The organism is Paramagnetospirillum magneticum AMB-1 (assembly GCF_000009985.1).
GTDB lineage: Bacteria > Pseudomonadota > Alphaproteobacteria > Rhodospirillales > Magnetospirillaceae > Phaeospirillum > Phaeospirillum magneticum.
On the sequence record NC_007626.1, the window covers coordinates 4,629,498 to 4,656,354 of the forward strand.

Annotated in this window: 25 protein-coding genes, 1 pseudogene and 1 riboswitch; of the genes and pseudogenes, 11 read left to right on the forward strand and 15 right to left on the reverse strand. The window is 66.8% G+C overall.

Annotation, left to right across the window (positions count from 1 at the left end; translation table 11 throughout):
- Window positions 1–2: 2 nt before the first annotated feature.
- Window positions 3–605: a hypothetical protein gene (locus AMB_RS21335; protein WP_231848918.1), complete on the reverse strand. Its 603-nt coding sequence runs from the start codon at window positions 603–605 to the stop codon at window positions 3–5.
- Window positions 606–785: 180 nt separating this feature from the next.
- On the opposite strand from AMB_RS21335, the gene AMB_RS21340 reads away from it, so the two are divergent.
- Together AMB_RS21340 and AMB_RS21345 are read left to right on the forward strand one after the other, a co-directional pair.
- On the forward strand, window positions 786–2,090 hold the full coding sequence (locus tag AMB_RS21340) for a DUF1800 domain-containing protein (protein WP_043745525.1): 1,305 nt from the start codon (window positions 786–788) through the stop codon (window positions 2,088–2,090).
- 2 nt (window positions 2,091–2,092) lie between these two features.
- Window positions 2,093–3,259: a DUF1501 domain-containing protein gene (locus tag AMB_RS21345; RefSeq protein ID WP_011386568.1), complete on the forward strand. Its 1,167-nt coding sequence runs from the start codon at window positions 2,093–2,095 to the stop codon at window positions 3,257–3,259.
- A 9-nt stretch (window positions 3,260–3,268) separates the two neighbouring features.
- Here the strand turns inward: AMB_RS21345 and AMB_RS23650 are convergent, their stop codons facing one another.
- From AMB_RS23650 to metZ, 4 genes are all read right to left on the reverse strand, one after another.
- Window positions 3,269–4,132 carry a hypothetical protein gene (locus AMB_RS23650; protein ID WP_050750776.1) on the reverse strand — a complete coding sequence of 288 codons (864 nt, stop codon included), beginning with the start codon at window positions 4,130–4,132 and terminating at the stop codon, window positions 3,269–3,271.
- A gap of 102 nt (window positions 4,133–4,234) precedes the next feature.
- Window positions 4,235–4,894, reverse strand: coding sequence for a GTP cyclohydrolase I FolE (gene folE / locus AMB_RS21355; RefSeq protein ID WP_043745528.1), 660 nt, complete (start codon window positions 4,892–4,894; stop codon window positions 4,235–4,237).
- Window positions 4,895–4,962: 68 nt separating this feature from the next.
- Window positions 4,963–5,355: a Co2+/Mg2+ efflux protein ApaG gene (apaG, locus tag AMB_RS21360; RefSeq protein ID WP_011386573.1), complete on the reverse strand. Its 393-nt coding sequence runs from the start codon at window positions 5,353–5,355 to the stop codon at window positions 4,963–4,965.
- A gap of 82 nt (window positions 5,356–5,437) precedes the next feature.
- Window positions 5,438–6,649 carry an O-succinylhomoserine sulfhydrylase gene (gene metZ, locus AMB_RS21365; protein ID WP_043745532.1) on the reverse strand — a complete coding sequence of 404 codons (1,212 nt, stop codon included), beginning with the start codon at window positions 6,647–6,649 and terminating at the stop codon, window positions 5,438–5,440.
- Between the two features lie 50 nt (window positions 6,650–6,699).
- Window positions 6,700–6,778: riboswitch (SAM riboswitch) on the reverse strand.
- Between the two features lie 174 nt (window positions 6,779–6,952).
- Between metZ and fabI the strand changes: the two genes are divergently transcribed.
- The gene (gene fabI, locus AMB_RS21370; RefSeq protein ID WP_011386575.1) at window positions 6,953–7,756 is read left to right on the forward strand and encodes an enoyl-ACP reductase FabI; all 804 of its coding nucleotides are present in this window, start codon (window positions 6,953–6,955) and stop codon (window positions 7,754–7,756) included.
- Here fabI and AMB_RS21375 read toward each other — a convergent pair whose 3' ends face one another.
- The 3 genes from AMB_RS21375 to AMB_RS21385 all read right to left on the reverse strand — a co-directional run bounded on the left by AMB_RS21375 (window position 7,757) and on the right by AMB_RS21385 (window position 10,110).
- Window positions 7,757–9,040 (reverse strand): HD-GYP domain-containing protein, encoded by a 1,284-nt coding sequence (locus AMB_RS21375; RefSeq protein WP_158303990.1) that lies wholly within the window; start codon window positions 9,038–9,040, stop codon window positions 7,757–7,759.
- Window positions 9,041–9,150: 110 nt separating this feature from the next.
- On the reverse strand, window positions 9,151–9,414 hold the full coding sequence (locus AMB_RS21380; RefSeq protein WP_011386577.1) for a hypothetical protein: 264 nt from the start codon (window positions 9,412–9,414) through the stop codon (window positions 9,151–9,153).
- A gap of 60 nt (window positions 9,415–9,474) precedes the next feature.
- The gene (locus AMB_RS21385) at window positions 9,475–10,110 is read right to left on the reverse strand and encodes a LexA family transcriptional regulator (protein ID WP_043747140.1); all 636 of its coding nucleotides are present in this window, start codon (window positions 10,108–10,110) and stop codon (window positions 9,475–9,477) included.
- Window positions 10,111–10,229: 119 nt separating this feature from the next.
- On the opposite strand from AMB_RS21385, the gene AMB_RS21390 reads away from it, so the two are divergent.
- From AMB_RS21390 to AMB_RS21415, 6 genes are read left to right on the forward strand one after another with little or no spacing between them, the layout of a single operon-like run.
- Complete coding sequence (locus AMB_RS21390) at window positions 10,230–10,586, forward strand: hypothetical protein (RefSeq protein ID WP_011386579.1); 357 nt, start codon at window positions 10,230–10,232, stop codon at window positions 10,584–10,586.
- The gene (locus AMB_RS21395) at window positions 10,583–11,071 is read left to right on the forward strand and encodes a hypothetical protein (RefSeq protein ID WP_011386580.1); all 489 of its coding nucleotides are present in this window, start codon (window positions 10,583–10,585) and stop codon (window positions 11,069–11,071) included. Before AMB_RS21390 ends, AMB_RS21395 begins: the two co-directional genes overlap by 4 nt.
- A gap of 23 nt (window positions 11,072–11,094) precedes the next feature.
- Complete coding sequence (locus tag AMB_RS21400) at window positions 11,095–11,310, forward strand: hypothetical protein (protein WP_043745535.1); 216 nt, start codon at window positions 11,095–11,097, stop codon at window positions 11,308–11,310.
- Between the two features lie 2 nt (window positions 11,311–11,312).
- Window positions 11,313–12,950 carry a portal protein gene (locus AMB_RS21405; protein WP_011386582.1) on the forward strand — a complete coding sequence of 546 codons (1,638 nt, stop codon included), beginning with the start codon at window positions 11,313–11,315 and terminating at the stop codon, window positions 12,948–12,950.
- On the forward strand, window positions 12,937–13,206 hold the full coding sequence (locus AMB_RS21410) for a hypothetical protein (RefSeq protein WP_011386583.1): 270 nt from the start codon (window positions 12,937–12,939) through the stop codon (window positions 13,204–13,206). The genes AMB_RS21405 and AMB_RS21410 overlap by 14 nt, the downstream gene beginning before the upstream one ends.
- A gap of 32 nt (window positions 13,207–13,238) precedes the next feature.
- Window positions 13,239–13,976 carry a capsid assembly protein gene (locus AMB_RS21415; protein WP_011386584.1) on the forward strand — a complete coding sequence of 246 codons (738 nt, stop codon included), beginning with the start codon at window positions 13,239–13,241 and terminating at the stop codon, window positions 13,974–13,976.
- A gap of 186 nt (window positions 13,977–14,162) precedes the next feature.
- Here the strand turns inward: AMB_RS21415 and AMB_RS21420 are convergent, their stop codons facing one another.
- Together AMB_RS21420 and AMB_RS21425 are read right to left on the reverse strand one after the other, a co-directional pair.
- Window positions 14,163–14,921, reverse strand: coding sequence for an MBL fold metallo-hydrolase (locus tag AMB_RS21420; RefSeq protein WP_011386585.1), 759 nt, complete (start codon window positions 14,919–14,921; stop codon window positions 14,163–14,165).
- Between the two features lie 18 nt (window positions 14,922–14,939).
- The gene (locus AMB_RS21425; protein WP_148207512.1) at window positions 14,940–15,668 is read right to left on the reverse strand and encodes a chemotaxis protein; all 729 of its coding nucleotides are present in this window, start codon (window positions 15,666–15,668) and stop codon (window positions 14,940–14,942) included.
- Between the two features lie 214 nt (window positions 15,669–15,882).
- Between AMB_RS21425 and AMB_RS21430 the strand changes: the two genes are divergently transcribed.
- Window positions 15,883–16,293: a hypothetical protein gene (locus AMB_RS21430; protein ID WP_231848919.1), complete on the forward strand. Its 411-nt coding sequence runs from the start codon at window positions 15,883–15,885 to the stop codon at window positions 16,291–16,293.
- Window positions 16,294–16,370: 77 nt separating this feature from the next.
- On the opposite strand, the pseudogene scpA reads toward AMB_RS21430, so the two are convergent.
- From scpA to AMB_RS21450, 4 genes and pseudogenes are all read right to left on the reverse strand, one after another.
- Window positions 16,371–18,520: pseudogene (scpA, locus tag AMB_RS21435) on the reverse strand (methylmalonyl-CoA mutase).
- Between the two features lie 21 nt (window positions 18,521–18,541).
- The gene (gene can, locus AMB_RS21440; RefSeq protein ID WP_011386590.1) at window positions 18,542–19,201 is read right to left on the reverse strand and encodes a carbonate dehydratase; all 660 of its coding nucleotides are present in this window, start codon (window positions 19,199–19,201) and stop codon (window positions 18,542–18,544) included.
- Window positions 19,198–21,189, reverse strand: coding sequence for an acetyl-CoA carboxylase biotin carboxylase subunit (locus AMB_RS21445; RefSeq protein WP_011386591.1), 1,992 nt, complete (start codon window positions 21,187–21,189; stop codon window positions 19,198–19,200). The genes can and AMB_RS21445 overlap by 4 nt, the downstream gene beginning before the upstream one ends.
- A gap of 13 nt (window positions 21,190–21,202) precedes the next feature.
- Window positions 21,203–22,741 carry an acyl-CoA carboxylase subunit beta gene (locus tag AMB_RS21450; RefSeq protein WP_011386592.1) on the reverse strand — a complete coding sequence of 513 codons (1,539 nt, stop codon included), beginning with the start codon at window positions 22,739–22,741 and terminating at the stop codon, window positions 21,203–21,205.
- Between the two features lie 167 nt (window positions 22,742–22,908).
- Here AMB_RS21450 and AMB_RS21455 point away from each other — a divergent pair, with 167 nt between their 5' ends.
- Complete coding sequence (locus tag AMB_RS21455) at window positions 22,909–24,339, forward strand: helix-turn-helix domain-containing protein (protein WP_011386593.1); 1,431 nt, start codon at window positions 22,909–22,911, stop codon at window positions 24,337–24,339.
- Window positions 24,340–24,405: 66 nt separating this feature from the next.
- Here AMB_RS21455 and AMB_RS21460 read toward each other — a convergent pair whose 3' ends face one another.
- Window positions 24,406–26,832, reverse strand: coding sequence for a helicase-related protein (locus AMB_RS21460; protein WP_011386594.1), 2,427 nt, complete (start codon window positions 26,830–26,832; stop codon window positions 24,406–24,408).
- Window positions 26,833–26,857 lie beyond the last annotated feature (25 nt).

Consider the following 26,857-nt stretch of genomic DNA (forward strand, 5'->3'; position numbering starts at 1 on the left):
ACTCAGGGACAACCGCGCAGTGAACTCTGCCGGTTGATGGAGGCGATCCGCCGTTCCCCGAGATCAAGGGATTTGGCCGCCGCCCGCCGGTGGTCGAGCAATTCGCATTCAGCGGCGATCAGGACCTTCTGGTCCGACTTGGTCAGGAGGGCATGGTACCGCCCGGCCGATGGGTCGCCCTGCCGCTTGGCCGCCAGATAGGCCTGGTGCCATTTGGCATACTGGCCGTTGCCCACCAGCGACATGACCACCTCGGCGGCGGACAGGTTCCCGGGCTTCAAGGGGAAGCGGATGTATCCGCCGGGGGTGTCCGGCGATTGCATGGTGTAGATTCCGATGGTGTTGTCGGCGACCTCGTTGGTCCGCTTGCCCTCGGGAACGGGCAGACAGCGCAAATCCTTGACCTCGGCGGCCAGAGCGCGCTGCTTCGGCGCCAGCTCCGCCGTCATGTCGATGGCCTTGCGCACCAGGGCGACGCATTCGCCGGCCTGGTCACCCGCCTCCGCCTGGATTTTCCGCCCCTTGTACTCCACCGATTGCGGAGCAGCGATGGCGCCGGACGCGACCAAAAGTCCCACGGCGGCAAGCCCTGCCCATGCCTTCATTTTGTCCTCCCCCATGGTTTCGCCTGGCTCTCTTCCCCCCCGGGGGGGCAAGGCGAATGGCCGCAATGATGCGGATCGGCGAATGAGGGATCAATGCAACCGCACGATCTACCCATGATTGCGCCAAAGAGCATAGTCTCCGCCTTCATGCCGCCGCATTTCTTTGGCACGAATAAGCTCATGAGCAAGGAAGCCGCCCTTTTCGCCCTCACCCGCTTCGGGATGGGCGCCGCCCCCGGCGAGGTCGCCGCCATCGCCGCCGATCCCCGCGCCTGGGTGCTGGAACAACTGGACCATCCGGCCGTGCCGCCGGAATTGTCCGGCCTGCCCGATCACGCCACCACGCTTCGGCGCATGGAGGAGATCAGGAAGGCCAAGAAGACCAATCCCGAACTGGGCAAGGAGGAGATGCGCCGCCTGTTCGTCGCGGAAGCGGCGGCCCGCACCCGTGCGGCCATCTCGTCGCGCAGTCCGGTGGTGGAACGGCTGGTCCGGTTCTGGAGCAATCATTTCACCGTCTCGGCCCAGCGTCATCATGTGGCGCCCATCATCGGCGCCTTCGAGCGCGAGGCCATCCGGCCCCAGGTGCTGGGGCACTTTCACGACATGCTGCGCGGCGTGGTCCGCCACCCCGCCATGCTGGGCTATCTGGACAACGCCCAGTCCATCGGCCCCAACTCGCCCGCCGGGCAAAAGCAGCGCAAGGGGCTGAACGAGAATCTGGCCCGCGAGATTCTGGAACTGCACACCCTGGGCGTGAACGGCGGCTACGGTCAGGCGGACGTGGAAGCCTTCGCCGGCATCCTGACCGGCTGGACCATCGATCCGGCGGGAGGCTTCTTCCGCTACGTCCCCAACCGCCACGAGCCGGGGCCGAAGCGGCTGCTGGGCAAGAGCTTCGACGGCGGCGAAATGGAGGCCGAGCGCGCCCTGCTGATCCTGTCGCGAGACAAGGCCACCGCCCGCTTCGTCGCCACCAAGCTGGCCCGGCATTTCGCCGCCGACGAGCCGCCGCCCGCCCTGGTCGACGGGCTGGCCCGCGCCTTCCTCGACACCGACGGCGATCTGCTGGCGGTGACCCGCCTGCTGGTCACCCGCAATGAGACCTGGGCCCAGCCCCTGGCCAAGCTGCGCAGCCCCGAAGATCTGGTCGTCGCCGCCCTGCGGCTGACCGGCATCGAAGGCGGCGAGGATTTCGACCGCCGTCTGGTTCAGTCCCTCAATCTGCTGGGCCAGCCCGTCTGGTCGGCGCCGTCACCGGCCGGCTGGCCCGACCGGGCGGAAGGCTGGATGGCACCGGAAGCGCTGATGCTTCGCCTGGAATGGCTCAAGGCCCTGGCCGACCGCCGGGGCAAAGGCGTCACCGCCGCCCTGGCCGAGCAGGTGATCGCCGCCGGTCCCGCCACCCGTCAGGCCCTGGCCGGCGCCAGCGGGTCCGAAGCCCTGTTCCTGCTGCTGGCCAGTCGGGAGTTTCAGAGGAGATGAGCATGCACCTCTCCCGCCGCGTCTTTCTCGGCGCGACCGCCGCTCTGGGGTTCATTCCCGCCGCCCTGGCCGCCCCGGTGGCCGAGCGGCGTCTGGTGGTGATCGTCCTGCGCGGCGGCATGGACGGGCTGCATGCCGTGCCGCCGCTGGGCGATCCGTCCTACGAGACGGCGCGGGGCGGCATCGCCCTCAAGGCAGAGNCCGCCCCGCGCCTCGACGCCACCTTCGCCCTGCATCCGGCCCTGGCGCCGCTGCAGCCCCTTTGGCAGGCCCGCGAGTTGGCGGTGGTGCATGCGGTGGCCTCGCCCTATCGCGAGCGTTCCCATTTCGATGGTCAGGATGTGCTGGAATCCGGTGGCGCACGGCCCCACGCCCTTCATGACGGCTGGCTGAACCGGGCGGCGGCGGCCCTGGGCAATCCGCCCGCCCTGGCGGTGAGCCAAGCCTTGCCGCTGCTGTTGCGCGGTCCGGCCAAGGCCTCGTCCTGGGCGCCGTCTCCGCTGCCCGGCCTGCCGCCGACCCGGCTGGCCGCCCTGCGGGCGCTTTACGCCGATGATCCGCTGCTGTCCATGGCCTTCGAGGAGGGCGTCCAGATGGACTCCCTGGCCACCGAGGCCCTGGCCGCCGAGCCGGGCATGGCGGGAGGAGCCCGCAAGGTCGCCAACGCCTTTCCCGCCCTGGCCGGCGCCGCCGGCAGCCTGATGGCCGCCCCCGCCGGCCCCCGGCTGGCGGTGATGGAACTGGGCGGCTGGGATACCCATACCGGCCAGTTCGGCCGCATGGCCCAGCCCCTGGGCCAGTTGGCCGAGGGCATCAATGCCCTGGCGCGCGCCCTTGGCCCCGCCTGGAAGACCACCATGGTGGTGGCGGCCTCGGAATTCGGCCGCACCGTCGCCGAGAACGGCACCGGCGGCAGCGACCACGGCACCGGCGGCGCCATGATCCTGGCGGGCGGCCCCTTGGCGGGCGGACGGGTGATCGCCGACTGGCCGGGCCTGGACAAGGCACAGCTGCACCAGGGCCGCGACCTGCGGCCGACCCTGGACGGGCGTTCGGTGTTCAAGGCCATCCTGCGCGACCATCTGGGCCTGTCGCCCAAGGTCCTGGACGGCGCCGTCTTTCCCGACAGCGCCGCCGCCACGCCCTTGAATGGACTGATCAGGGCCTGAAGGCTCCGATCAGGCGGTCCCCAGCCGGTCGAGAAAGGATTGCAGCAGATCGATCTGCCTGGTGCGGGTTTCATGCTGCCAGGACTGGTCATACTTGGACGACAGCTTGGCGCCGTCGATGGTGCGCTGGACGAGACCGGCGTAATCGGCGTCGGGGCCAAGATAGGCGTTGCCGCCACCCGCCTCCGGCAGGCTGCCCACCAGGAAGCTGCCGCTCAGCAGCATCAGGTCGCCGTCGCTCAGATTCGCCGTGGCCTCCTTCCAGGCCTGCTTGACGCTGGCCGGGGCATCGGGTGGCGGGAAGTGGGAGGTCTTCGCCGCGCCAACCTCCTCGAACCCGTCGTGATCGAGGTCCTGGGCCTGATCCGGCGCCCGCAGCAGGTTCGACGCCCCCTCCTGGCTGAGGCTGCCGACCTGGATGGGATTGGCCAGGCACTGGATGGTCTGGACCGCCTTCAACTCCGACGGCGACAGCGATTGCAGGAAGGCCTTGGGGTCCTCTAAGCCACCACAGGACGCCGCCTTGGTCAGCACCGCCTCGAAGGCGGCCGAGCTGTCTTCCACCTGCTGGCGCCGGTCGTCGCCGATGCCGTGCTTGAAGTAGTCGGTCTTCCAGGCGCGAAAATCGGCGATGCGGCTGTCGGCTGCCGTGGGCTCCGATTGCAGCAGGTCAATGGGCAGCGAGGCCGCCGGGCTGGTGGTGCCGCCCGCCCCTTGGACAGCCGTGCCGCTCGCGGCAGATTTTGCCGCCCCGCCGCCCGTCGCGGCAAGGAGTGCCGCCCGGAACGCCGCCGTCGCGTCACCGGAGGAACCGTCGCCAACGCGCTGATTTTCCGTCCGGATCTCTGAACGGCCCTGGATATTCGTGAGCATGATGACGCCCCCGGTTGCAGTCATGTCGGGGGGTATCAATGCACGCGGCGCGCCAACCCTGGGGGGCGCGAAGGACCGGGGCGGCCGCCCTGCCTAACCCGGCTACACGTTCGACAGCCCGCCCGAGTGCTGGTTGTGAATTAGCGCCATGAATTCCCGGCGGGTAGCGGGGTCCTCGCGGAAGGCGCCGAGCATGCGGCTGGTGACCATGGTGACGCCGGGCTTGTGGATGCCGCGGGTGGTCATGCACTGGTGGGCGGCTTCGATGACCACGGCCACGCCCTTGGGCTGGAGCACGTCGTTGATGGTATTGGCGATCTGGGCCGTCAGCTTTTCCTGGATCTGCAGGCGGCGCGAATAGATCTCCACCACGCGGGCCAGCTTGGAGATGCCCACCACCCGGCGGTTGGGCAGATAGGCCACATGGGCCTTGCCGATGATCGGCACCACGTGATGCTCGCAATGGGATTCCAGGCGGATATCGCGCAGCAGCACCATCTCGTCGTAGCCGTCGGTTTCCTCGAAGGTGCGGTGCAGAATCTCGGTGGGGTCCTGGTCGTAGCCCGAGAAAAACTCCTCGTAGGCGCGCACCACCCGGTCGGGAGTGCCCACCAGCCCCTCGCGGTCGGGATCGTCGCCGGCCCAGCGCAGCAGGGTGCGCACCGCCTCCTCGGCCTCTTCCCGCGAGGGCTTGTCCAGGCGGGAGCCGGTAGCGGGGAGAAGCTCCCTGGGCAGGGTGAGAGAGGTGGCGTCCTTGCTCATGGCGGCTTTCCTTTCGCGGTGGTCACGATCGGGCATGTGGCTGCGCCTTTCGGATTTTACAAGCCCGGCTAGTTCAGCCGGGGCTTCTCGTGCGGGCTGTCCAGGGAGAAAGCGGGAATGGCGATGTCGAAGGCCGAGCCGTCCTCGTCCTCCATCTCGTAGGTGCCGACCATGATGCCCGACGGCGTCGGCAGCGGGGTCCCCGAAGTATATTCATAGGCGTCGCCGGGGCGCAGAACGGGCTGTTCGCCCACCACGCCGGGGCCCTTGACCTCCTGCACCCGGCCGATGGCATCGGTGATGACCCAGTGGCGACGCAGGAGCTGGACGGTGCGGCTGCCCTTGTTGACGATCCGCACGCGATAAGCCCAGACGAAGTGGTTGTCGCCGGGCGAGGACTGGTCGTCCAGGTAGAAAGGCTTGACGGTCACCTCGATGTCTCGGGTGGTCTGGCTGTACATGAAGATCCCCATGCGGAACAATGCCGATACCCATCATATCAGGTGGGTATCGGCCTTTGTCCATGGACAGAATCGATCGGTTCTAGCCTTCCAGCGCCCGGCCCAGGTCCTCGACCAGGTCGTCGCCGTCCTCGAGGCCCACCGACAGACGCAGCAATCCTTCGGTAATGCCCATGGAAAGCTTGTCCTCGGGCGACAGGCGCTGGTGGGTGGTGGTCCAGGGATGGGTGATCAGGCTCTTGGCGTCGCCGAGATTGTTGGAGATGTCGATCAACTCGACACCGTTCAGCAGCTTGTAGGCCGCCGGCTTGCCGCCCTTGAGCTCCAGCGCGACGATGCTGCCCCAGCCGCGCATCTGGCGCTTGGCCAGATCGTGCTGGGGATGGCTTTCCAGGCCGGGGTAGAGCACGCGGGCCACCTCGGGACGGGCTTCCAGGAAGCGGGCCACCTTCAGGGCGTTGGCGCAATGACGCTCCATGCGCAGGTCCAGGGTCTCGAGCCCCTTGAGCAGCACCCAGGCGTTGAACGGCGAGAGGGCCGGGCCGGTGTTGCGCAGGAACGGCCCCAGGATGTCGGCACAGAATTCCGGCGAGCCCAGCACCGCTCCCCCTAAGCACCGGCCCTGGCCGTCCATGTGCTTGGTGGCGGAATAGACGACGATGTCGGCCCCCAGTTCCAGCGGGCTTTGCAGGATGGGCGTGGCGAAGACGTTGTCCACCACCACCTTGGCGCCGGCCTTGTGGGCAAGCTCGCACACGGCGGCGAGGTCGATGATCTCCAGGGTCGGGTTGGAGGGAGTCTCCAGGAAGACACAGGCGGTGGGCCGGGACAGCGCCGCTTCCCAGGATTTGAGGTCGGTGCCGTCCACGAACACCCGCTCGACGCCATAGCGCGGCAGCAACTCGTTGATGATCCAGTGACACGAGCCGAACAGCGCCGTGGAGGCCACCACCCGGTCGCCAGCTCTAAGCTGACACAGCAGGGCGGCGTGAACGGCGGCCATCCCCGAGGCGGTGGCCCGGGCCGCCACGGCCATGCCGGGCGGCGCGCCTTCCATCTCGGCCAGACGCTGCTCGAACACGGCGACGGTCGGGTTCTTGAAGCGGGAATAGACCATACGGTCCAAGGTGCCGTCGAAGCTGGCCTCGGCCTCCTCGGCGCTGTCGTAGACATAGCCGGAATTCATGAACACGGCTTCCGAGGTCTCGCAGAAATTGGTGCGGGACAATCCACCGCGCACGGCCCTGGTGCGGGGGCGCCAAGTGCGGGACGGCTTGGAATCGTTGCTGTTCATAGGACCTCCGAAGACAAAAACCCCGACCATGGAGTGGGCCGGGGCTCGACTGGCGGAGCGCTCGGACCTCTTTAGCGGGATGTTTTACGTGGCCGCAATCCGGTCGGACAAATCACCACGCTTCGAGTCATAGCGCCGGGCGTGGCCGAGCGTCAAGTCCATTGGCGAACCGGCGAACACTCAATGTTTTCCGAATATTACGGTTGTGCGAAATGCAGGGCGCGGCTGGTCATACCGCTTGAAGATATGCAAACGGCAGGTCTATGCTGCGATGCAGCAAAGCATATTGGAGAGTCAGTCATCATGAACATCGACGCGAATGCCGCCCCGGCCCCGCTGAGGCTTCTCGATCTTCGCGGCAAGAAAGGATTGATCATCGGCATCGCCAACGATCAGTCCATCGCTTACGGCATCGCCAAGCATTGCCACGCCTATGGCGCCGAACTGGCCATCACCTATCTCAACGAGAAGGGCGACAAATACGTCCGCCCCCTGGCCGAGGGTCTGTTCGCCCCCATCTACCTGCCCTGCGACGTGCGCGAGGACGGCCAGCTGGAAGCGGTGTTCAAGGCCATCGAGGAGAAGTGGGGCCGTCTGGACTTCGTCATCCATTCCATCGCCTACGCCAATCGCGATGACCTGCACGGCCGGGTCACCGACTGCTCGCGCGAGGGCTTCGCCCTGGCCATGGACGTGTCGTGCTTCTCCTTCGTGCGCTGCGCCAAGCTGGCCGAGCCGCTGATGAAGAATGGCGGCGCCCTGATCACCGTGTCGTTCTACGGCGGCCGCAAGGTGGTCGAGCACTACAACGTCATGGGCCCGGTCAAGGCCGCGCTGGAAAGCACCACCAAGTACCTGGCGCACGAGCTTGGCCCCAAGGGCATCCGCGTCCTGGCCCTGTCGCCCGGCCCGCTGAAGACCCGCGCCGCCTCGGGCATCGACCGCTTCGACGAGCTGATGGACGCCGCCGCCGAGAAGGCGCCGACCCATCAGCTGGCCGATATCAACGATTGCGGCTCGTTCGCCGCCTATCTGGTCAGCGATCTGGCCAAGTCGGTAACCGGCACCACCCTGTTCATCGACGGCGGCGCCCATATCGTCGGGTAATTAAGTTCGGACGGTCCGGCCCGGCCTCATCTCCGCTCCGGCCCGGCCGGAACCAAGCCTGGAGGCGTCGCCTCCCGCCAGCAGCCAGTACCGTTCCAGGGACTGGTCCACATGGCCGAGAATCGCCCCGTCGATCCGCCCCTCCGAAACCATGCCCTCCATGATGGGCATCAGCTCGGCGGGCAGCAGGGAGGCGCGGTAGGGCCGCTCCTGCACCAGCGCCTGAAAGATGTCCGACACGGCGATGATGCGCGCCGGCAGTGGCAGAGCCTGGGCCGAAAGCTGGAATGGATAGCCCTCTCCGTTCAGGGTTTCGTGGTGAAACGCCGCCCATTGCGCGATGGGGTTGTCTCCGAACAGGCGGAACAGCACGTCGTATGTGTCGAAGGCATGCCGCTTCATCAGCACCCGCTCGTGCGGGTCGAGGGGCGTCGCCTTTTCCAGCACCATATCCGGCACCCGGAGCTTGCCGAGGTCATGGAGATAGCCGGCGATCTCCACCAAACGCACGGTCTCGGCATCGAGCCCCATGTCACCGGCGATCTGCGCGGCCAGCGCCGCCACCTTTTCCGAATGCCGGGCGGTGAAGGGGCTCTTGGCATCGATGATCCGGGCAAACATCACGGCCAGCGACCGGAGTTCACGGTGACTGATGGGCCGGGTCAGGTGATGGACGCCCATGTCGTGCAGATGGGTGTCCAGAAGTTCGGGCGACTGGGTGAACCAGAAGGCCTCCGACTGGGCGCATCTCTCCAGAGCGGCTACCAGTTCCGGCTTGAACAGGCTTCCCGAGTGCCGCCGGAGAACGCCGAGGAAGCCGCCCTTCTCCTCGAACGCCGCCGGGGAATCCATGCCGGCGCGCAGCATGTCCAGGCGGTCGGCCAGAAAGATCAGGTTGGTGTCTTCCCTAAGCCTGGGCTCCAGCCCCATTTCGCCCAGCCGGCTCCAGCGCGTGTGGTGGAAGCGCACCATGGGCGCCAGATGGGCCAGCGGCGGCACGTCGCGCAGCAGCCCCTCGCCCCTCAGGCAATGGGCTTCGGCATTGCTCCATTCCAGCTCGGTGACCAGATGGCCGTGCTCGTCGGTGGTCGACACGCCGCAATCGTGCAGAAACGAGGCGAACAGGATGTCGCGCCGCCGCTCCTCGTCCCAGCCCAAGTCCCTGGCGACCTGCGAGGCGATGAAACCGACGCGCTTGCCGTGCTGCAGGTCATCGATCCCGACCAGATCCACCGCCCGGGACAGGGCGTCGACGGCGCGAAAGAGATTGATGGACTGGACCATGGCCATCTCCACCGGAAAATCCCCACCGGCCATTGTCCCGTGTCGCGGGATCGCGGTCCATCCACATAAGGCGCCATGCTCATATGGCGAGTTTGGGGTTGCTTTTGCCGTCAGCCCGTCCAGGCGACGCCCTGATCGCGGTAAAAGCGCAGCCGCGCCTGATCGCGGATCAGGAACCGGTCCCCCGCCACCCCCTCGGCCGGCAGGGACCGGCGGCGGCGGGACAGATCGTCCCGCTGATCGGCGGCCAGGGTCTGAAAGAACAGCGCCCTCGCCGCACCCGATGGGCGCGAAGCGGGGTCAAAGGGCGGAATGGGACCATCGTGGCGGCGCTCGGCCGCGTCCATCCGCCGAAAGGCAAAGCGGACAGGCATTCCGTTCTCCTCGGCACGATGGAGAACGAAGAGAACACAACGGGAACTGATTTGCAAGCGCTACTGGCTTGACCACAGGATGCGGGCCATCCAGGCCACCTCCTCGGTGGCGAGGGAGCGCCCGGGATGGGCGGGATTGATGGAGCCCAACTCGATGCGCCTGGCGGTCTGGCGCAGCAACTGCTTGACCATGACCTCGCCCTCGGTGGTGCGGACCACCACTCGGTCGCCACGCCGCACCCCGGCGGCCGGCGAGACGATGACCACATCGCCATCGCGGTAAAGGGGTTCCATGGAATCGCCGCTGACCTCCAGCGCATAGGCATGGGGGTCGCCGATTTCGGGGAAGGGGATTTCATCCCAACTGCCGCCCACGGGATAGCCGGCATCGTCGAAATAGCCGCGGTCGCCCGCCTGGGCAAAGCCGACCAGCGGAATGGTGCTGGCCTGATTGTGGGGCTGGGCCAGGTCCTCGATATAGGCGACGAAGGCGGTCATGCTGGCGCCTGTCGCCTCCAGGACCTTGGCGACGCTTTCCGTCGACGGCCAGCGGGGCTTGCCTTCGCGGGTGATGCGCTTGCTCTTGTTGAAGGTGGTGGGATCGAGCCCCGCCTTCCGCGCAAGGGCAGACGCCGTCAGCCCGTGGTCACGGGCAAGCGCATCAATGGCGGCCCAAATGTCGGCGTGCTTCAGCATGGGAAGATGGTCCCGCAATTCGGCCCCGGGTTCCACAGGAACATAAACCTTTTTATTGACTCTATTCGGCCATATGCGGGACAACTATCGGCATACGATCCTAGCATCGGAGAACTTAAATGGCTTTAAAACGGAACATAGCGCCAACACTCGACAGCAGGAAGGAGGAGCCCTTCGCAACTCCCGAGGATGCCTGGGCGTGGTACTCCCGCTGCCAGTTGGCCCGCGACGAAGGAGCCCGCTTTCAGACGGGATTGGGCGATATCGCCCGCCCCTGCGCCCCGGACGATATCGCGCGGGAACTTCGGCGCCTTTACCGCAGCCGCGTCCTGCGCGGCGCCCATCTGCGGGTGCTGGCCCGCTTTTCCGGCGAGACCGGCACCACTGCCGACGACGACAGCGGCACCGGCCGCCTATGGCGGGAGGCCTTGGACCGGCTGGGCGAGCGCTTGCGCGCCAAGGGAATCGTCGCATGACCCGCGCCCTGGTGGTGTTCTCCGGCAAGGCCGACCTGCTTTGGCTGCGCCTGCTGCGGCCCGGCTTTCGCCACTGCTTCATCCTGCTTCACCTGGGCGACGGCTGGGTCTGCATCAATCCCCTGGCCCATCGCACCTCGGTGGAGGTCTGGACACCCGAGCCCGGCCAGGACCTGCCAGGGTGGCTCCGGTCTCAGGACGGCCTGACCGTGATCGAGACCGAAGTCCGCAACCCACCCCATCGCCCCAGTCCCCTTGGGCTTTATTCCTGCGTGGAAGCGGTCAAGCGGGTCCTGGGGCTTCAGGAGCGGTGGGTGCTGACCCCGGCGCAGCTTCATGACTTTCTCACCCGATGCGGAAAAAAGTCCTTGACTTCCGAAGTTAATAGGACCAATGTCCAGCCATCAACGCCAGAGCCATGCCCAAATTACCGCCCCACCTCGGCGGAAGGCTTTCACTCGAAAAGCGTTGAGAACAAACCATGATCAATGAGCAAAGGAGATATGCCATGGGTGGTTTTTTCTCGCCCGATCCGCCATCGCCCCCGGCCCCGGTGGTGCTGCCGCCGTCGACCAGCGCCGAGGACAGCGCCACGGCGGACCGGCTTGACGCCATCAACCGCAACCGGCGCGGCCTGCTCGGCACCATCGCCACCTCGGAAACCGGAGTGCTGCAATCGTCGGCCTCGGGCAATCGGGCGGCCAAGACCTTGCTGGGAGAGTGACCATGGCCAGCAACCAATCCCCCCGCCGCGAGGCGGCCGAGGATAAGGCCGCCTTGGGCGAGGTCCTGCTGGGAGACGAGGGCTGCGACCCGTCCTTCCTGCTGCGGCGCTATCGCAAGGCCAAGGAACGGCGGAGCACCTGGGAATCCCACTGGCAGGAATGCTACGACTACGCCCTGCCCCTGCGCGACGGCATGTTTCATTCCAGCGTCCCCGGCGAGCGCAAGGCCGACCGCCTGTTCGACGGAACCGCCCCCGATTGCGTTGACCAGCTGGCCGCCAGCCTGCTGTCGGAGCTGACTCCGCCCTGGGCGCAGTGGTTCGGACTGGCCGCCGGCGACCAGATGCCCGAAGCGGACCGGGACCAGGCCGCGCCGTTGCTGGAACGCATCGCCGCGGTGATGCAGTCCCATTTCGATCGCTCCAACTTCGCCATCGAAATGCACCAGTGCTACCTGGATGCGGTCACCGGCGGCACCGCCTCGCTGATGTTCGAGGAGGCGCCGCCCGGCGAGCCGTCCGCCTTTCGCTTCACCTCGGTTCCCCTGGGCCAAGTGGTGCTGGAGGAAGGCCCGGCCGGACGCCTGGACGTCACCTTCCGCCGCAGCGAGCTGTCGGTCGCGGCGCTGAAGGCCCGCTTCCCCCGGGCGGTCCTGCCCCGGGAGGTGATCAAGGCGGCGGCCGACGACCCCGATCTGCGCCTGGGCGTGGTCGAAGCCGTGGTTCCGGTCCGCGGCGGCTATTCCTATGCCGCCGTGCTGGATGACGACGGATCCGACCTGGTCCTGGGCCGGGGGCAATTCTCCAGCTCGCCCTTCCTCAACTTCCGCTGGCTGAAGGCCCCCGGCGAAGTCTATGGCCGGTCGCCGGTGATGAAGGCGCTGCCCGACATCAAGACCGCCAACAAGGTGGTGGAACTGGTGTTGAAGAACGCCACCATCGCGGTGACCGGCATCTGGCAGGCCGACGACGATGGCGTGCTCAACCCCGCCAACATCAAGCTGGTCCCCGGCACTATCATTCCCAAGGCGGTGGGCTCGGCCGGATTGCAGCCGCTGACCGCGCCGGGACGCTTTGACACCTCGCAACTGGTGCTGGACGATCTCAGGGGGCGAATCCGCCACGCCCTGATGGGCGACAAGCTGAGCCAGCCCGCCTCGCCGGCCTTGACCGCCACCGAGGTGCTGCAGCGTGCCGACGACATGGCCCGGCTGCTGGGGGCCACCTATGGCCGCCTGCAGAGCGAGCTGCTGACCCCGTTGATCCTGCGCGCCATCCACATCCTGCGACGGCGGGGCGAAATCCCCCCCTTGCAGGTGGACGGCCGGACCATCGACCTGCAGTACCGCTCGCCCCTGGCCCAGAACCAGGGCCGGCGCGATGCCCGCAACGTGCTGAACTGGCTGGGCGCCCTGTCCAGCCTGGGACCGTCGGCCCTGGCCACCGTCGATTCCGATGCTGCCGCCCGCTGGCTCGCCAGGGCCTTCAACGTGCCGTCCGAGCTGATCCGCGCGGCCCCGGTGCAACCGGCCGCCGCCATCACCCCCGATCCCACGGCTCTGAACGCCCTGGTCCAGAGGCTCGATGCGCCGGGCGCGATCCAGGCCAAGCCCAAGGGTCCGACCCATGTCCCCGGGTGACGCCGGCTGGACCTGGCTGGACCTGTCGCCGCCGGGACCACACGGCGATCAGGACACCCTGCTGCTGGCCCGTCAGGCCGCCCGGCTGTTCGCCACCCCCGATGGCGAAGCCGTCCTGCAGCACCTGAAATCCATGACCATCGATCGCTGCCTCGGCCCCGAGTCCGGCGACAACGCGCTGCGCCATCTGGAAGGCCAGCGACATCTGGTCCTGCACCTCCTCGCCCTGGCCGCCCGCGGCCGGGCCGGAGCGTAGGGCCTTCACCCAAGCACCACAGGAGTTCATCCATGTTTTCCGAGTCCTCCCTTCCGCCCGCCAACGCCGACCAGTCCGGCGAGGGCGGCCGCCCCGAGAATGTCCCGGCCAAGTTCTGGGACGCCGCCGCCGGTCAGGTGCGGGTCGACGCCCTGCTGCGGGCCTATCGCGACCTCGAACGCCGGGCGTCGTCCATGGTCCGGGTTCCCGGCCCCCAAGCCCCGGCCGAGGACATCAGCAGCTTCCGGCGGGCGCTGGGCGTCCCCGACAGCCACGAGCAGTACGCCATCGCCTCAACCCACCCCGCCCTGACCAGCGATCCGAAGGTCAATCAGCGCCTGCATCAGGCCGGCTTCTCCCAGGCCCAGGCCCAGGTGGTCTATGATCTGGCCCATGAATGCCTGCTGCCCCTGATCCAGGACCTGGCCGCCAGCCAGGACCAGACCGGCCAGATCGAGCACCTGAAAAGCCATTTCGGCGGTGAGGCCCAGTGGCAGGAAAGCGCGCGCCAGATCAAGGCCTGGGGCAAGGCCAACCTGCCCAAGGCGGCCTTCGACGCCCTGGCCTCCACCGCCGACGGCGTCAAGACCATGCATCGCCTGATGATGTCGGAGGAGCCCTCCCTCGGCGCCGCAGCGCCGGCCGGCGATACCGGCCGCACCGAGGATCAGCTGAAGAAGATGATCAACGATCCCCGCTACTGGAAGACCAAGGACCCGGCCTTCATCGCCAAGGTCAGTGACGGCTTCCGCCGGCTGTACGGGGAATAGAGTTTTTCGCACTTAAGCCAAATCGGACAGTCGAAAAACTCTCTAGCCCGAGCGGCACTTGAGCCCTGAAAAAGCGGAGCTTTTTCGTATAGACAGACTCCTGGAGTGCTTCAGCTTGACGCTGACGCACTCCAGGCAAGAAAAAGCCCCCCTCCCGGCGGGGAGGGGGGCCTGTTTGTCCCGAGCCTACCGCTTCATGGCGGCCACACCGCTGCCGATCTCGAAACCGGCGAACCAGTCGATGAAGCGCTTCACGTCATCGCCCTTGAACACCAGGCCGTGCTGCGGCGCCAGGAAGTCGATGTCCAGCTTGGAAACCTGGGCGCACCAGGCGTCGCGGGCCTGGGCCGAGCCCAGCCAGCGCCGGTGGAAGGCCTCCATGTACTGCACATGGGAGGCGAAATCGGCCACGAACATGGAGCCGCTGGCCTTGTCCTTGGGAATCAGGGCCGCGCCGATATCGCCCGAGAACAGCACCTTGGCCTTGGGGTCGTAGACGTTGAAATTCCCCGATGAATGCAGGTAATGGGCCGGCACGAAACGCAGGCGGAGATCGGGGGTCAGCGAAATCTCCATCCCCTCGTCGGGAATGGTGGTGAAGGTGGCCTCACGGTCGAAATGGGCGGTGAAACTGGACCACAGCCAGGACAGGTAGATCTTGATGTCGGGCTCGCAGACCCGGCGCCACAGCGGCAGGGACGAGCCGATATCCGGGTCCTGATGCGACAGGAACAGCGCCTTGAGATGGGACACCGGGACCTCGCGGGTCAGCGCCGCCAGCATGGCCGGAAAGACCTCCATCCCGCCGGGATCGAGCAAGATGGCGCTGTCGCCGGACCGGACCAGGTACTGGTTGGTGTCGACAATATTGTCGGGCTTGTCCGGGTCCTGGCCAAACATCTGCCAGCAATGGTCATCCTGGCGGAACAGAGTAACGCACTTCATGGGCGGGGTCCTGACTCGCTATGAGTTGCGGTGGAGTTCGTCGAGGGCGTCAAGGCCGATGCGCCGCAAGGCCGCACCCTTCTCGGCGGCGCGGCGAACCGCGTCCGACGCCTCGTCGATCATCTGGCGCAGGTCGTCCACATAGGTCCGCATGGTGTCGGAAACCGTGCGGAACTCCTTTTCGTGCACGCCGGCGGCGGCCGCCTCGATGGCGATGTTGGTGGCGATGGAATCCGACTGGCTGACCACCTCTTCCACAGCGTGGGTTCGCCGGGCCAGATCGTTCACCGCATTGGCCATGCCGTCCAGGGTGTCCACCAGCATGGACATCAGATCGGCGAAGGCCCGATTGCCACAGTCGCGGGAATGCCTTGGACCGGCATCCTCGTCCATCAGGTGACAGGCGCGCTCGAACAGATTCAACTGCATCAGCGCCCACAGGATGGTGGACGAGAAGGCGAAGGTCCGGCCCCGCAGGGAGTGCATCTCGCCCTGGATCTGGGCCAGCCGGTTGACCAACTCGCGGGTGTACTGGGTCAAGGCCCGCACGGCCTTGCCCTTGTCCCCGGCCCGGCCGGCGGCCAGTTCCGCGTTCAACGACAGGATGCGGAGGTTTTCGGCCAGTTCGTCCAGATCACCGAAAGCATGAAAGGCGCGGCGGCAATCGCCAAGAACACCGTTGGCCCGCGCCTCGATCCGGTCAGTGCGCTGTGTCCGTGTGCGTGTGGTCTCGGAATGTTGTGTCATGCCCCGCATGTCCGGCGAAGACCCTATTCCTGCGGATGATAATCGGTTTTGCGCCGGTCGGAAGGGGGAAACTGATCCAGTACCAACAATGCCTGTTCGCCACCAACCCCAGCGCGGACAGATGAGCGCACCAGTTTATCACAGGTTCCCCGCCACTCCGGGGCGCCCTCATTCAAAGGAGAACACCATGTCCGGATTTGAAGCAATGATACCCATGGCCGCTACCGTCGCCTCGACGGCGGCCGGCATAGCGGGCAGGTCGGCGGCCGCCGAACAGGCGGCCGCCGCCCAGGCCGACGCCCAGGCGCGACAGAACCAGCTGATCCTTCAGCGCCAGGCGGCCGACGAACAGCAGCAACGCGACCTGCTGGCCAAGGCCACGGCAACCCAACGCGCCAAGATGGGAGCCCTGGGGGTGGACGGCTCCGGCGGCTCCGCCGATGCCATCCTGGCCGGCATGAGCCAGGACACCGCCGAATCCATCGCCTCGTCGGCGCAAGCCGCCCAGCTCAGGCTGCGCGGCTCTTCCTCCGCGTCCGGTTCCGGCCCCAGCCTGCTCGACGCCGCGACGGCGGGAAAGTCGGGCCTGTCGGTGTTCCGAACCTTTTACGATTCCCTGGATTGAATAAGGTTGGAGCGCCAATGAAAACGGGCGGGAAGTCGCCTTCCCGCCCGTCCGTCCGTGCCTTGGCCTTGCCGCGATCAGGCGGCCTTGCCGCGCTTCTTCAGCAGTTCCAGGATCTCGGCGGCGGCCTTGGGGATGTTGGTCCCGGGGCCGTACACCGCCGCCACGCCGGCCTTGTACAGGAAGTCGTAATCCTGGGTGGGAATGACGCCGCCGGTCACCACCAGGATGTCGCCGGCGCCCTGGGCCTTCAACTCGGCGATCAGCGAGGGGACCAGGGTCTTGTGGCCGGCGGCCAGGGAGGAGGCGGCGACGATGTGCACGTCGTTCTCCACCGCCTGGCGGGCGGCCTCTTCCGGTGTCTGGAACAGCGGCCCGATATCCACGTCGAAGCCCAGATCGGCGAAAGCGGTAGCGATCACCTTGGCGCCGCGATCGTGGCCGTCCTGGCCCATCTTGCAGACCAGCATGCGGGGACGGCGGCCCTCGGCCTTGGCGAAGTCCTCGATATCGGCCTTCAGCTTGGCGAAGCCCGCGTCATCCTTGTACACGCCGCCATAGACGCCGGAGATGGTCCGGTTGACGGCGCGGTGACGGGTGAAGGACGTCTCCAGCGCATCGGAAATCTCGCCGACGGTGGCGCGGGCACGGGTGGCCTCGACGGCCAGGCCAGCAGATTGCCTTCGCCGGTCTCGCCCGCCTTGGCCAGGGCGGCCAGGGCGGCATCGCACTTGGCCTGGTCGCGGGTCGCCTTGATCTGCTTGAGGCGGGCGATCTGGGATTCGCGCACCTTGGCGTTGTCCACGTCGAGAATCTCGATGGGGGTCTCTTCCGCCGGCTGGTATTTGTTGACGCCGACCACGACCTCTTCGCCGCGGTCGATGCGGGCCTGACGGCGGGCGGCGGCCTCCTCGATCTTCATCTTGGGCATGCCGGATTCCACGGCCTTGGTCATGCCGCCCAGCTCTTCCACTTCCTGGATCAGCTTCCAGGCTTCCTCGGCCAGAGCGTTGGTCAGGCTTTCGACGTAGTAGGAGCCGGCCAGGGGGTCGACCACATGGGGAATGCCGGTCTCTTCCTGGATGATCAGCTGGGTGTTGCGCGCGATGCGGGCCGAGAACGGCGTGGGCAGCGCGATGGCCTCGTCCAGCGCGTTGGTGTGCAGCGACTGGGTGCCGCCCAGAACGGCGGCCATGGCCTCGATGGTGGTGCGGACGACGTTGTTGTAGGCGTCCTTCTCGGTGAGGCTGACGCCCGAGGTCTGGCAATGGGTGCGCAGCGCCATGGACGAAGGCTTCTGCGGATCGAACTGCTTGATGATGCGGGCCCACAGCAGGCGGCCGGCGCGCATCTTGGCGATCTCCATGAAGAAGTTCATGCCGATGGCCCAGAAGAACGACAGGCGGCCGGCGAACTCGTCGATCTTGAGCCCGGTGCCCAGGGCGGCGCGCACGTATTCCAGGCCGTCGGCCAGGGTGAAGGCCAATTCCTGCACCGCCGTCGCCCCGGCTTCCTGCATGTGGTAGCCGGAGATGGAGATGGAGTTGAACTTGGGCATGTTCTTCGAGGTGTACTCGATGATGTCCGCGATGATCCGCATGCTGGGAGCCGGCGGATAGATGTAGGTGTTGCGGACCATGAACTCCTTCAGGATGTCGTTCTGGATGGTGCCCGACAGCTGGTCCTGGGAGACGCCCTGTTCCTCGGCGGCGACGATATAGCCGGCCAGCACGGGAAGAACGGCGCCGTTCATGGTCATGGAGACCGACATCTTGTCCAGCGGGATGCCGTCGAACAGGATCTTCATATCCTCGACGGAATCGATGGCGACGCCCGCCTTGCCCACGTCGCCCACCACGCGGGGGTGATCGGAATCATAGCCGCGATGGGTGGCCAGATCGAAGGCCACCGAAATGCCCTGCTGCCCGGCGGCGAGGTTCTTGCGGTAGAAGGCGTTGGATTCCTCGGCGGTGGAGAAGCCCGCGTACTGGCGCACCGTCCACGGCTTGGCCGCGTACATGGTGGCGCGGGGACCGCGGGTGAAGGGCGGGAAGCCGGGCAGCGAGCCCAGATGATCCATGCCTTCCAAGTCGGCGGCGGTGTAGAGCGGCTTGACCTTGATGCCTTCCGGGGTTTCCCAGTCCAGGGTCGAGGGCGAGGCGCCCTTGAGGTCCTTCGACGCCAGGGCTTCCCAATCGGAAACGCTCTTCTTCGGGAACTCGCTCATGGTCCCTCTCCCTTCTGTTTTTTAAAACGCCGCGCCACGCATAAGATAGGACGCGCCAAATTCATCCAGCGACTTCAACCCCGCCACCGTGGGGCCCAGGGTCCGCACCAGACCGTCGGTCAGGCCGTAGACCCAGGAATGCACTTCCAGTTGCTGGCCGCGCTGCCAGGCGTCCTGGATCACCGGCGAGCGGCACAGGTTGCGCACCTGCTGCATGACGTTCAGCTCGCACAGCCGGTCCACCTGGGCCGCCTCGTTGGGCAGCATGTCCAACTCGTGGCGGTGGCATTCGCAGATGTCGCGCACCGGGCGGATCCAATACTCGGTGACGCCCAGGCGGGCGTCCTGCAACGCCGCCCGCACCCCGCCGCAGCCGTAATGGCCGCAGACGATGATGTGCTCCACCTTGAGCACGTCGATGGCGTATTGCAACACCGCCAGACAGTTCATATCCGCATGGTGGACCTGATTGGCCACGTTGCGGTGGACGAAAACCTCGCCGGGTTCCAGGCCGACGATCTCGTTGGCCGGAACCCGGGAATCGGCGCAACCGATCCAAAGATATCCCGGGGTCTGCTGCTCTGCCAGATGGGCGAAGAAGCCGGGCTTGGTACGCTCCGTCTCCTCGGCCCAGGCCTTGTTATTGGCCAGCAGGCGGTCGATCCCCGGGACTTTGCTCATGAGGCGAACTCGATGATCTTCTGGTCCACCGCCAGGGAATCACCGGAGGCCGCATGGGTCTTGGCGACCGTGGCGTCGCGCTCGGCCTTCAGGATGTTTTCCATCTTCATGGCCTCGACCACGGCCAGCGGCTCGCCGGCCTTGACCTCCTGACCGGCCTCGACCAGCAGCTTGACCAGCAGGCCGGGCATGGGCGACAGCAGATACTTGCTCATATCCGGCGGCGCCTTGAACGGCATCAGCTTGTTCATCTTGGCGGCGTGCGGGGTCAGCACCAGCACGTCGACCCGCGACCCGGCATGGGCCAGGCGCAGGCCCGACCCCACCCGCTCGATCTGCACGGCCACGGCGCGGCCGTCCACATTGGCGCGGAACAGGGGCTCGCCGATCTGCCAGTCGGTGCGCACGTCCACCGTCTCGCCGCCCAGGGCCACGGCATAGCCGTTCTCGGCGGGACGCACGGTGATGTCGTGGTACTGGCCGCTCATCACCACCACCCACTCGTCGCCGGCCTTCATCTCGTGGCCGGGGAACTGGCCCGAGATACGGGTGTCGCGCTCGTGAATGCGGCGGTTGGCGGCGGCGGCCACGGCGATCAGCACCGTCGGATCATCGGCGGGCAGGTCGTTGGCGTGGAAGCCGTTGGCGTATTCCTCGGCGATGAAGTTGGTGGTCAGCGCCCCCTTGACGAAGCGTTCCTTGGAGAACAGCGAGGCCAGGAAGGGGATGTTGTGGCTGAGGCCACGGATATAGTACTCGTCCAGCGCCTGACGCATATGGGCGATGGCGGCGTCGCGGGTCGGGCCATAGGTGATCAGCTTGGCGATCATGGGATCGTAGAACATGCTGATCTCGCCGCCCTCGTAGACGCCGGTGTCGACGCGGACATGAGCGCTCTCGGCCGGCGGCTGGTAGCGGGTCAGGCGACCGGTCGACGGCAGGAAGTTGCGGAAGGGGTCCTCGGCATAGACGCGGGCTTCCATGGACCAGCCGTTCAGCTTCACGTCGTCCTGGGTGATGGACAGCTTCTCGCCCGACGCGACGCGGATCATCTGCTCGACCAGATCGAGGCCGGTGATCATCTCGGTGACCGGATGCTCCACCTGCAGACGGGTATTCATCTCCAGGAAGTAGAACTCGCCGGTGGCGCCGCCGACGATGAACTCCACCGTGCCGGCCGACTTGTAGTTGACGATGCGGGCCAGGGCGCAGGCCTGCTCGCCCATGGCCTTGCGGGTCTCGGGGGTCAGGAAGGGCGACGGGGCCTCTTCGATCACCTTCTGGTGACGGCGCTGGATCGAGCATTCACGCTCGCCCAGATACAGGGTCGTGCCCTGGCCGTCGGCCAGCACCTGGATCTCGATGTGGCGGGGCTGCTCGATGAACTTTTCCACGAAGACGCGGTCGTCGCCGAAGCTGGTCTTGGCCTCGTTGGTGGCGCTGGTGAAGCCCTCGTGGGCCTCGGCGTCGTTCCAGGCCAGGCGCATGCCCTTGCCGCCGCCGCCGGCCGAAGCCTTCAGCATGACGGGATAGCCGATTTCACGAGCGATCTTCACCGCCTCGTCGGCGTCCTTGATGACGCCGAGATAGCCGGGGACCGTGTTGACACCGGCTTCGCGGGCCAGCTTCTTGGACTCGATCTTGTCGCCCATGGCGAAGATGGCGTGGGCGTCGGGGCCGATGAAGGCGATGCCCGCCTTGCCCAGGGCCTCCTGGAACTCGCGCTTCTCGGACAGAAAGCCGTAGCCGGGATGGACGGCCTGGGCGCCGGTCTGCTTGCAGGCGTCGACGATCTTGTCGATCACCAGATAGGACTGGGCCGAGGCCGCCGGGCCGATATGCACGGCCTCGTCGGCCATGGACACGTGCAGCGCATCCTTGTCGGCGTCGGAATACACCGCCACCGTCTTGATGCCCATCTTCTTGGCGGTCTTGATGACCCGACAGGCGATTTCGCCGCGGTTGGCGATCAGAATCTTAGTGAACATGCGATCGTCCCCCTTACAGCGGAATGTTGCCGTGCTTGCGCCACGGATTCTTCACGTCCTTGTCCTTCAGCATGGCCAGCGAGCGGCAGATGCGCTTCCTGGTATTGCGAGGCATGATGACGTCGTCGATGAAGCCGCGATGCCCGGCGATGAAGGGATTGGCGAACTTCTGGCGGTATTCCTCGGTGCGGGCCGCGATCTTTTCCGCATCGCCGATATCGGAGCGGAAGATGATCTCCACCGCGCCCTTGGGACCCATCACCGCGATCTCGGCGGTGGGCCAGGCGAAGTTGACGTCGCCGCGCAGGTGCTTGGAGCTCATCACGTCATAGGCGCCGCCATAGGCCTTGCGGGTGATGACGGTGATCTTGGGCACCGTGCACTCGGCATAGGCGTACAGCAACTTGGCGCCGTGCTTGATGATGCCGCCGTATTCCTGGCTGGTGCCGGGCAGGAAGCCGGGCACGTCCACGAAGGTGACGATGGGAATGTTGAAGGCATCGCAGAAGCGCACGAAGCGGGCGCCCTTGATGGAGGACGAGATGTCGAGACAGCCGGCCAGCACCATGGGCTGGTTGGCGACGATGCCCACCGTGCGGCCTTCCATGCGGGCAAAGCCGACGATGATGTTGCCGGCATAGCCGGGCTGCACCTCGAAGAAATCGCCTTCGTCCACGACCTTGAGGATCAGTTCCTTCATGTCGTAGGGCTTGTTGGCGTTGTCGGGAATCAGGGTGTCGAGGCTGGTCTCGATGCGCTCGGGCCCGTCGCTGGTGGGACGCACCGGCGGCTTCTCGCGGTTGGAACTGGGCAGGAAGTCCATGAAGCGGCGCAGCTGCAGCAGCGCCTCCACGTCGTTCTCGAAGGCCAGATCGGCAACGCCCGACTTGGTGGAGTGGGTCACCGCGCCGCCCAGTTCCTCGGCGGTCACCGTCTCGTGGGTGACGGTCTTGACCACGTCCGGGCCGGTCACGAACATGTACGAGCTGTCCTTGACCATGAAGATGTAGTCGGTCATGGCCGGGGAGTACACGGCGCCGCCGGCGCACGGGCCCATGATCATGGAGATCTGGGGCACCACGCCGGACGCCATGACGTTGCGCTGGAAGACCTCGGCATAGCCGGCCAGGGAGGCGACGCCTTCCTGGATGCGGGCGCCGCCCGAATCGTTGAGGCCGATGACCGGGGCGCCGACCTGGACCGCCTTGTCCATGATCTTGCAGATCTTCTCGGCATGGGCCTCGGACAGCGAGCCGCCGAATACGGTGAAGTCCTGGCTGAACACGAAGACCAGACGGCCGTTGATGGTGCCGTAGCCGGTGACCACGCCGTCGCCGGGGATCATGTTGTCTTCGGAATCCATGCCGAAGTCGGTGCAGCGATGCTCCTTGAACATGTCCCATTCCTCGAAGGAATCGGGATCGAGGAGAAGCTCGATACGCTCACGCGCGGTGAGCTTGCCGCGCTTGTGTTGGGCGGCGATGCGCTTCTCGCCACCGCCCATACGGGCGCCTTCCCTCTTTTCCTCGAGCTGCTGAATGATTTCGTGCATGGACGCGGGCCTCCGGCGGGCAGAGTGACATTGGCGTCGGTCTTATTCGCAAAGCCCCATGGCTGCAACAGGAGTCGCCGGGAAAAGGGCGGTGTTGCGAAGTGATTCGCAACCTTCCCCTGCGAAGTTGCTAAGGTTGCGAAGGACGCGTGGGGCGGTTATAACCAATGGCCATGAACAAGAAACTGTTCCTCGGCTACAAACTCCGGCGCCTGCGCGAGGGCAAGAAGCTGTCCCAGGCGGCGCTTGCCGTGCTGCTGGAGGTGTCGCCCAGCTACCTCAATCAGATCGAGAACAACCAGCGCCCGCTGACGGTTCCGGTGCTGCTGCGCATCGCCAAGGTGCTGGACGTCGACCTCGCCACCCTGGTGGAGGACGAGGAATCCCGCCTGGTGGCCGATCTGCGCGAGGCGCTGAACGATCCGGTGTTCGGCTCGGGCTCCATCGGGCTGTCGGAGCTGCGCAACGCCGCTTCGGCCTCGCCCGAGCTGGCCAAGCGGGTGCTGACGCTGTACCAGACCTTCCGGCAGCTGGACGAGCGCATGCAGTCGCTGACCGAGAACCTGTCCTCGGCCACGGGGGAAGAGAGGGGCGGACACGCCCACTTCCCCTACGAGGAGGTCCGCGACTTCTTCTACTACTGCAACAACTATTTCGGCCCCCTGGACGAGGCGGCCGAGGCGCTGGTGGAGGAAGAGGGCTTCCGCCTGGGCCAGATGCACAACGATCTGGTGGCATATCTGGAAAACCGCCACGGCGTGCGCGTGCGCATCGTCGCCGAGGACGACACGGCGGGCATGCGCACCTTCGAGCCGGGGGCAGGCTCGCTGTCGCTGTCGGCGCTGCTGTCGGTGCCCAGCCGCACCTTCCAGTTGGCCCACCAGGTGGCGCTGCTGGCCTATCACGAGCGGATCGAGGAGGTGGTGGCCGGCGCCAAGCTGTCGTCGGACGATGCCCGCTCCATCTGCCGGGTCGGGCTGGCCAATTACTTCGCCGGCGCCCTGGTGATGCCCTATATGGCCTTCGCCAATCAGGCCAAGGCGCTGCGCCACGATATCGAGCAGTTGCAGAGCCGCTTCGGCGCCAGCTTCGAACAGGTCGCCCATCGCCTGTCCACCCTGCAACGGCCGGGGGCACGCGGCGTGCCGTTCTATTTCGTCCGCGTCGACATGGCCGGCAACATCACCAAGCGCCACTCGGCGACCCGCTTCCACTTCACCCGTTTCGGCGGCGCCTGCCCGCTGTGGAACGTGCACGAAGCCTTTGCCCAGCCGGGCAAGATCCTGGTGCAGCTGGCCCGCATGCCCGATTCCATCTCCTATATCTGCGTGGCGCGCACCGTGTCCAAGCGCGGTGGCTCCTACCTCCGGCCCGACCGCCAGTTCGCCGTCGGCCTGGGCTGCGAGACGGCCTATGCCTCCGAAGTGGTCTATTCCGCCGGCCTGGACCTCGCCTCCGAGCAGGCCGCCGTGCCCATCGGCGTCAACTGCCGCATCTGCGAGCGCGACGATTGCCGCCAGCGCGCCTTCCCGCCCATCGGCAGCCATATCAGCGTCGACGAGAACAACCGGTCTTTCGTGCCGTATCTGTTTGCGTGATTATTGATAAACCAAAGGGAGGTTTGGAGGCATGCCTCCAAGCGGGTTTGGGCGGCAGCCCAATCCTCAGCGCCGCCCCTTCAGCACCGCGAACGGTGAATCCGAAGGCTGTTCCGGCCGGACCTTGCGCCGGGGCTTCCGGCCCGTCCTGAACCCGTCGCCCGCCCGCACATAGCCCAGCGCCTCCAGCACGCTTTCCGTCGCCGCCGGTCCCAGGCCCAGGGCCGAGTGCATGTCGTGGCTGGGCTGGAAGACCCCGTCATGGGCGGCGGCGCGGGCCAGGGCGGCGAAGCGTTCCAGGACGTCGCGGCGCACCGCCACCTTGCCCAGCACGCCATAGCCCACCGCCTCGTAGAAGGCCGGCGGCACGCCATCGGCCAAGGGCACCGCCGGGCGGGGGCCGGGGATGTCCGGGGCGGAGGTTCCCGCATGGATGGACCACAGCAGGGCGCGCAAGCCTTGCGCCTTGGGCTTGAGCAGGGCCGGGATATACAGGCCGTGCCGCCCGACCCGGATATCCAGGCGGGCCAGGGCCAGGGAATCGTCCTTGGTCAGGGTGCGGACCAGGGCCTCGTCACAGGGCATGGAGCCCAGCCCCTCGGCCAATTGATGCGCCAGCCCCCGCGCCCCGCCGGTCAACGGCGCCTGACCCAGGCGAACCAGGGAGGGCAACCGGTTGGCCAGCCAGCTCCGGACCACGTCCGCCAGCCTCTGGCGCAGGCGTTCGCGCCCCTTGGGCGGCAGCAGGTCGCCGTCGGGGGCCTCCACCTTGGGGTGCAGGGCATCGGCCCCGGCGGACAGGCAGGCCAGGGGCTCGCCGCGCCAGAAAAGGCCGTCCGGCCCCAGCTCGAAGGCCTCGGGCGGGTCGGCCAGGGCCTGGGTCAGGCGGCGGTCCACCTCGGGCGCCAGGGCCCGCAGGGCGGCGGCCAGCATGGTGCGTCCGGCCGCCGAATTGTCCGCCTGATCCACCTGGAAGCGGAACCCGGCCAGACGGCCCACATACTCGCCCTCCACCCGCACCTCGCCCTCGGGTCCGATCTCGGAATCCATGGCGCCGCCGTCGCGCAGGCGGCGCACCAGCACGGCGGTGCGCTTGTCGACGAAGCGGTTGGTGAGCCGCTGGTGCAGCGCATCGGACAGGCGGTCCTCGACGCCGCGGGTCACCTCCTGCCAATGGGCGGAGTCGGGCACCCAGTCGCTGCGGTGCGACACATAGGTCCAGGTGCGGATGTTGGCGATGCGCTGAACGATGGTGTCCAGCTCGCCGTCGGTGCGGTCGATGCGCCGAATGTTCTCGGCCAGCCAATCGGTGGGCAGGCGACCCGAGGGAGCGGCCAGATAGCGGAAGATGCGGCCCAGCAGCCGGGTATGGGATTCATCCATCACCTTGCGGAAGTCGGGGACGCGGCAAACCTCCCACAGCAGCTTCACCCGCTCGGGATGGCTGGCCAGACGGATGATGTCCTCGTCCTGGGCCAGGGCGGCCAGGGCCAACTGGTCGTCGGCGTCGCGCGCCCGCAGCAGGCCGGGCTTGTCCGGCGGCCGGTCCAGGCTGGACAGCAGGGCGGCAACGGAGGCGAAGCGCAGGTCGGCATTGCGCCAGTAGAGGGTCTTCAGGGGATCGAAGCGGTGATTCTCCACCTGCTCGACGATCTCCGAGGCGATGGTCCCCGCGTCCATGGTGGTGCCGAAGGTGCCGTCGTTCATGTGCCGCCCGGCGCGGCCGGCGATCTGGGCGATCTCGGTGGGCTCCAGGGGGCGCGGCGCCCTGCCGTCGAACTTGCGCAGGGCGGCGAAGGCCACATGGTCCACGTCCATGTTGAGCCCCATGCCGATAGCGTCGGTGGCGACGATGTAATCCACCTCCCCCGCCTGATACATTCCCACCTGGGCGTTGCGGGTACGAGGGCTCAGCGCGCCCAGCACCACCGCCGCCCCGCCCCGAGAACGGCGGACGAATTCGGCCATGGCGTAGACCTCGGCCGCCGAGAAGGCCACCAGCACCGAGCGCGGCGGCAGGCGGCCCAGCTTCTTCGCCCCCACATGGGTGAGCTGGGAAAAGCGCGGCCGGCTCATGAACTCGACGCCGGGCACCAGACGGCGGATCAGCGGCCGGATGGTCTCGGCGCCCAGGAACAGGGTCTCGGACTCGCCCCGGGCATGCAGCAGGCGGTCGGTGAAGATGTGGCCGCGCTCGGGATCGGCGCAAAGCTGGATCTCGTCCACCGCCAGGAACGCCACCCGGCGGTCCAGCGGCATGGATTCCACCGTGCAGACCAGCCAGCGCGCATGGGACGGGATGATCTTCTCTTCGCCGGTGATCAGCGCCACGTTGGCGGCACCCTTGATCTTCACCATGCGGTCGTAGTTTTCCCGCGCCAGCAGGCGCAGCGGAAAGCCGATCATGCCGCTGGCATGGGCCAGCATGCGCTCCATGGCGAAGTGGGTCTTGCCGGTATTGGTGGGGCCGAGGACGGCAAGGATGCGGGTCATGACTCGAATCGGCCTTGCAAAGGAC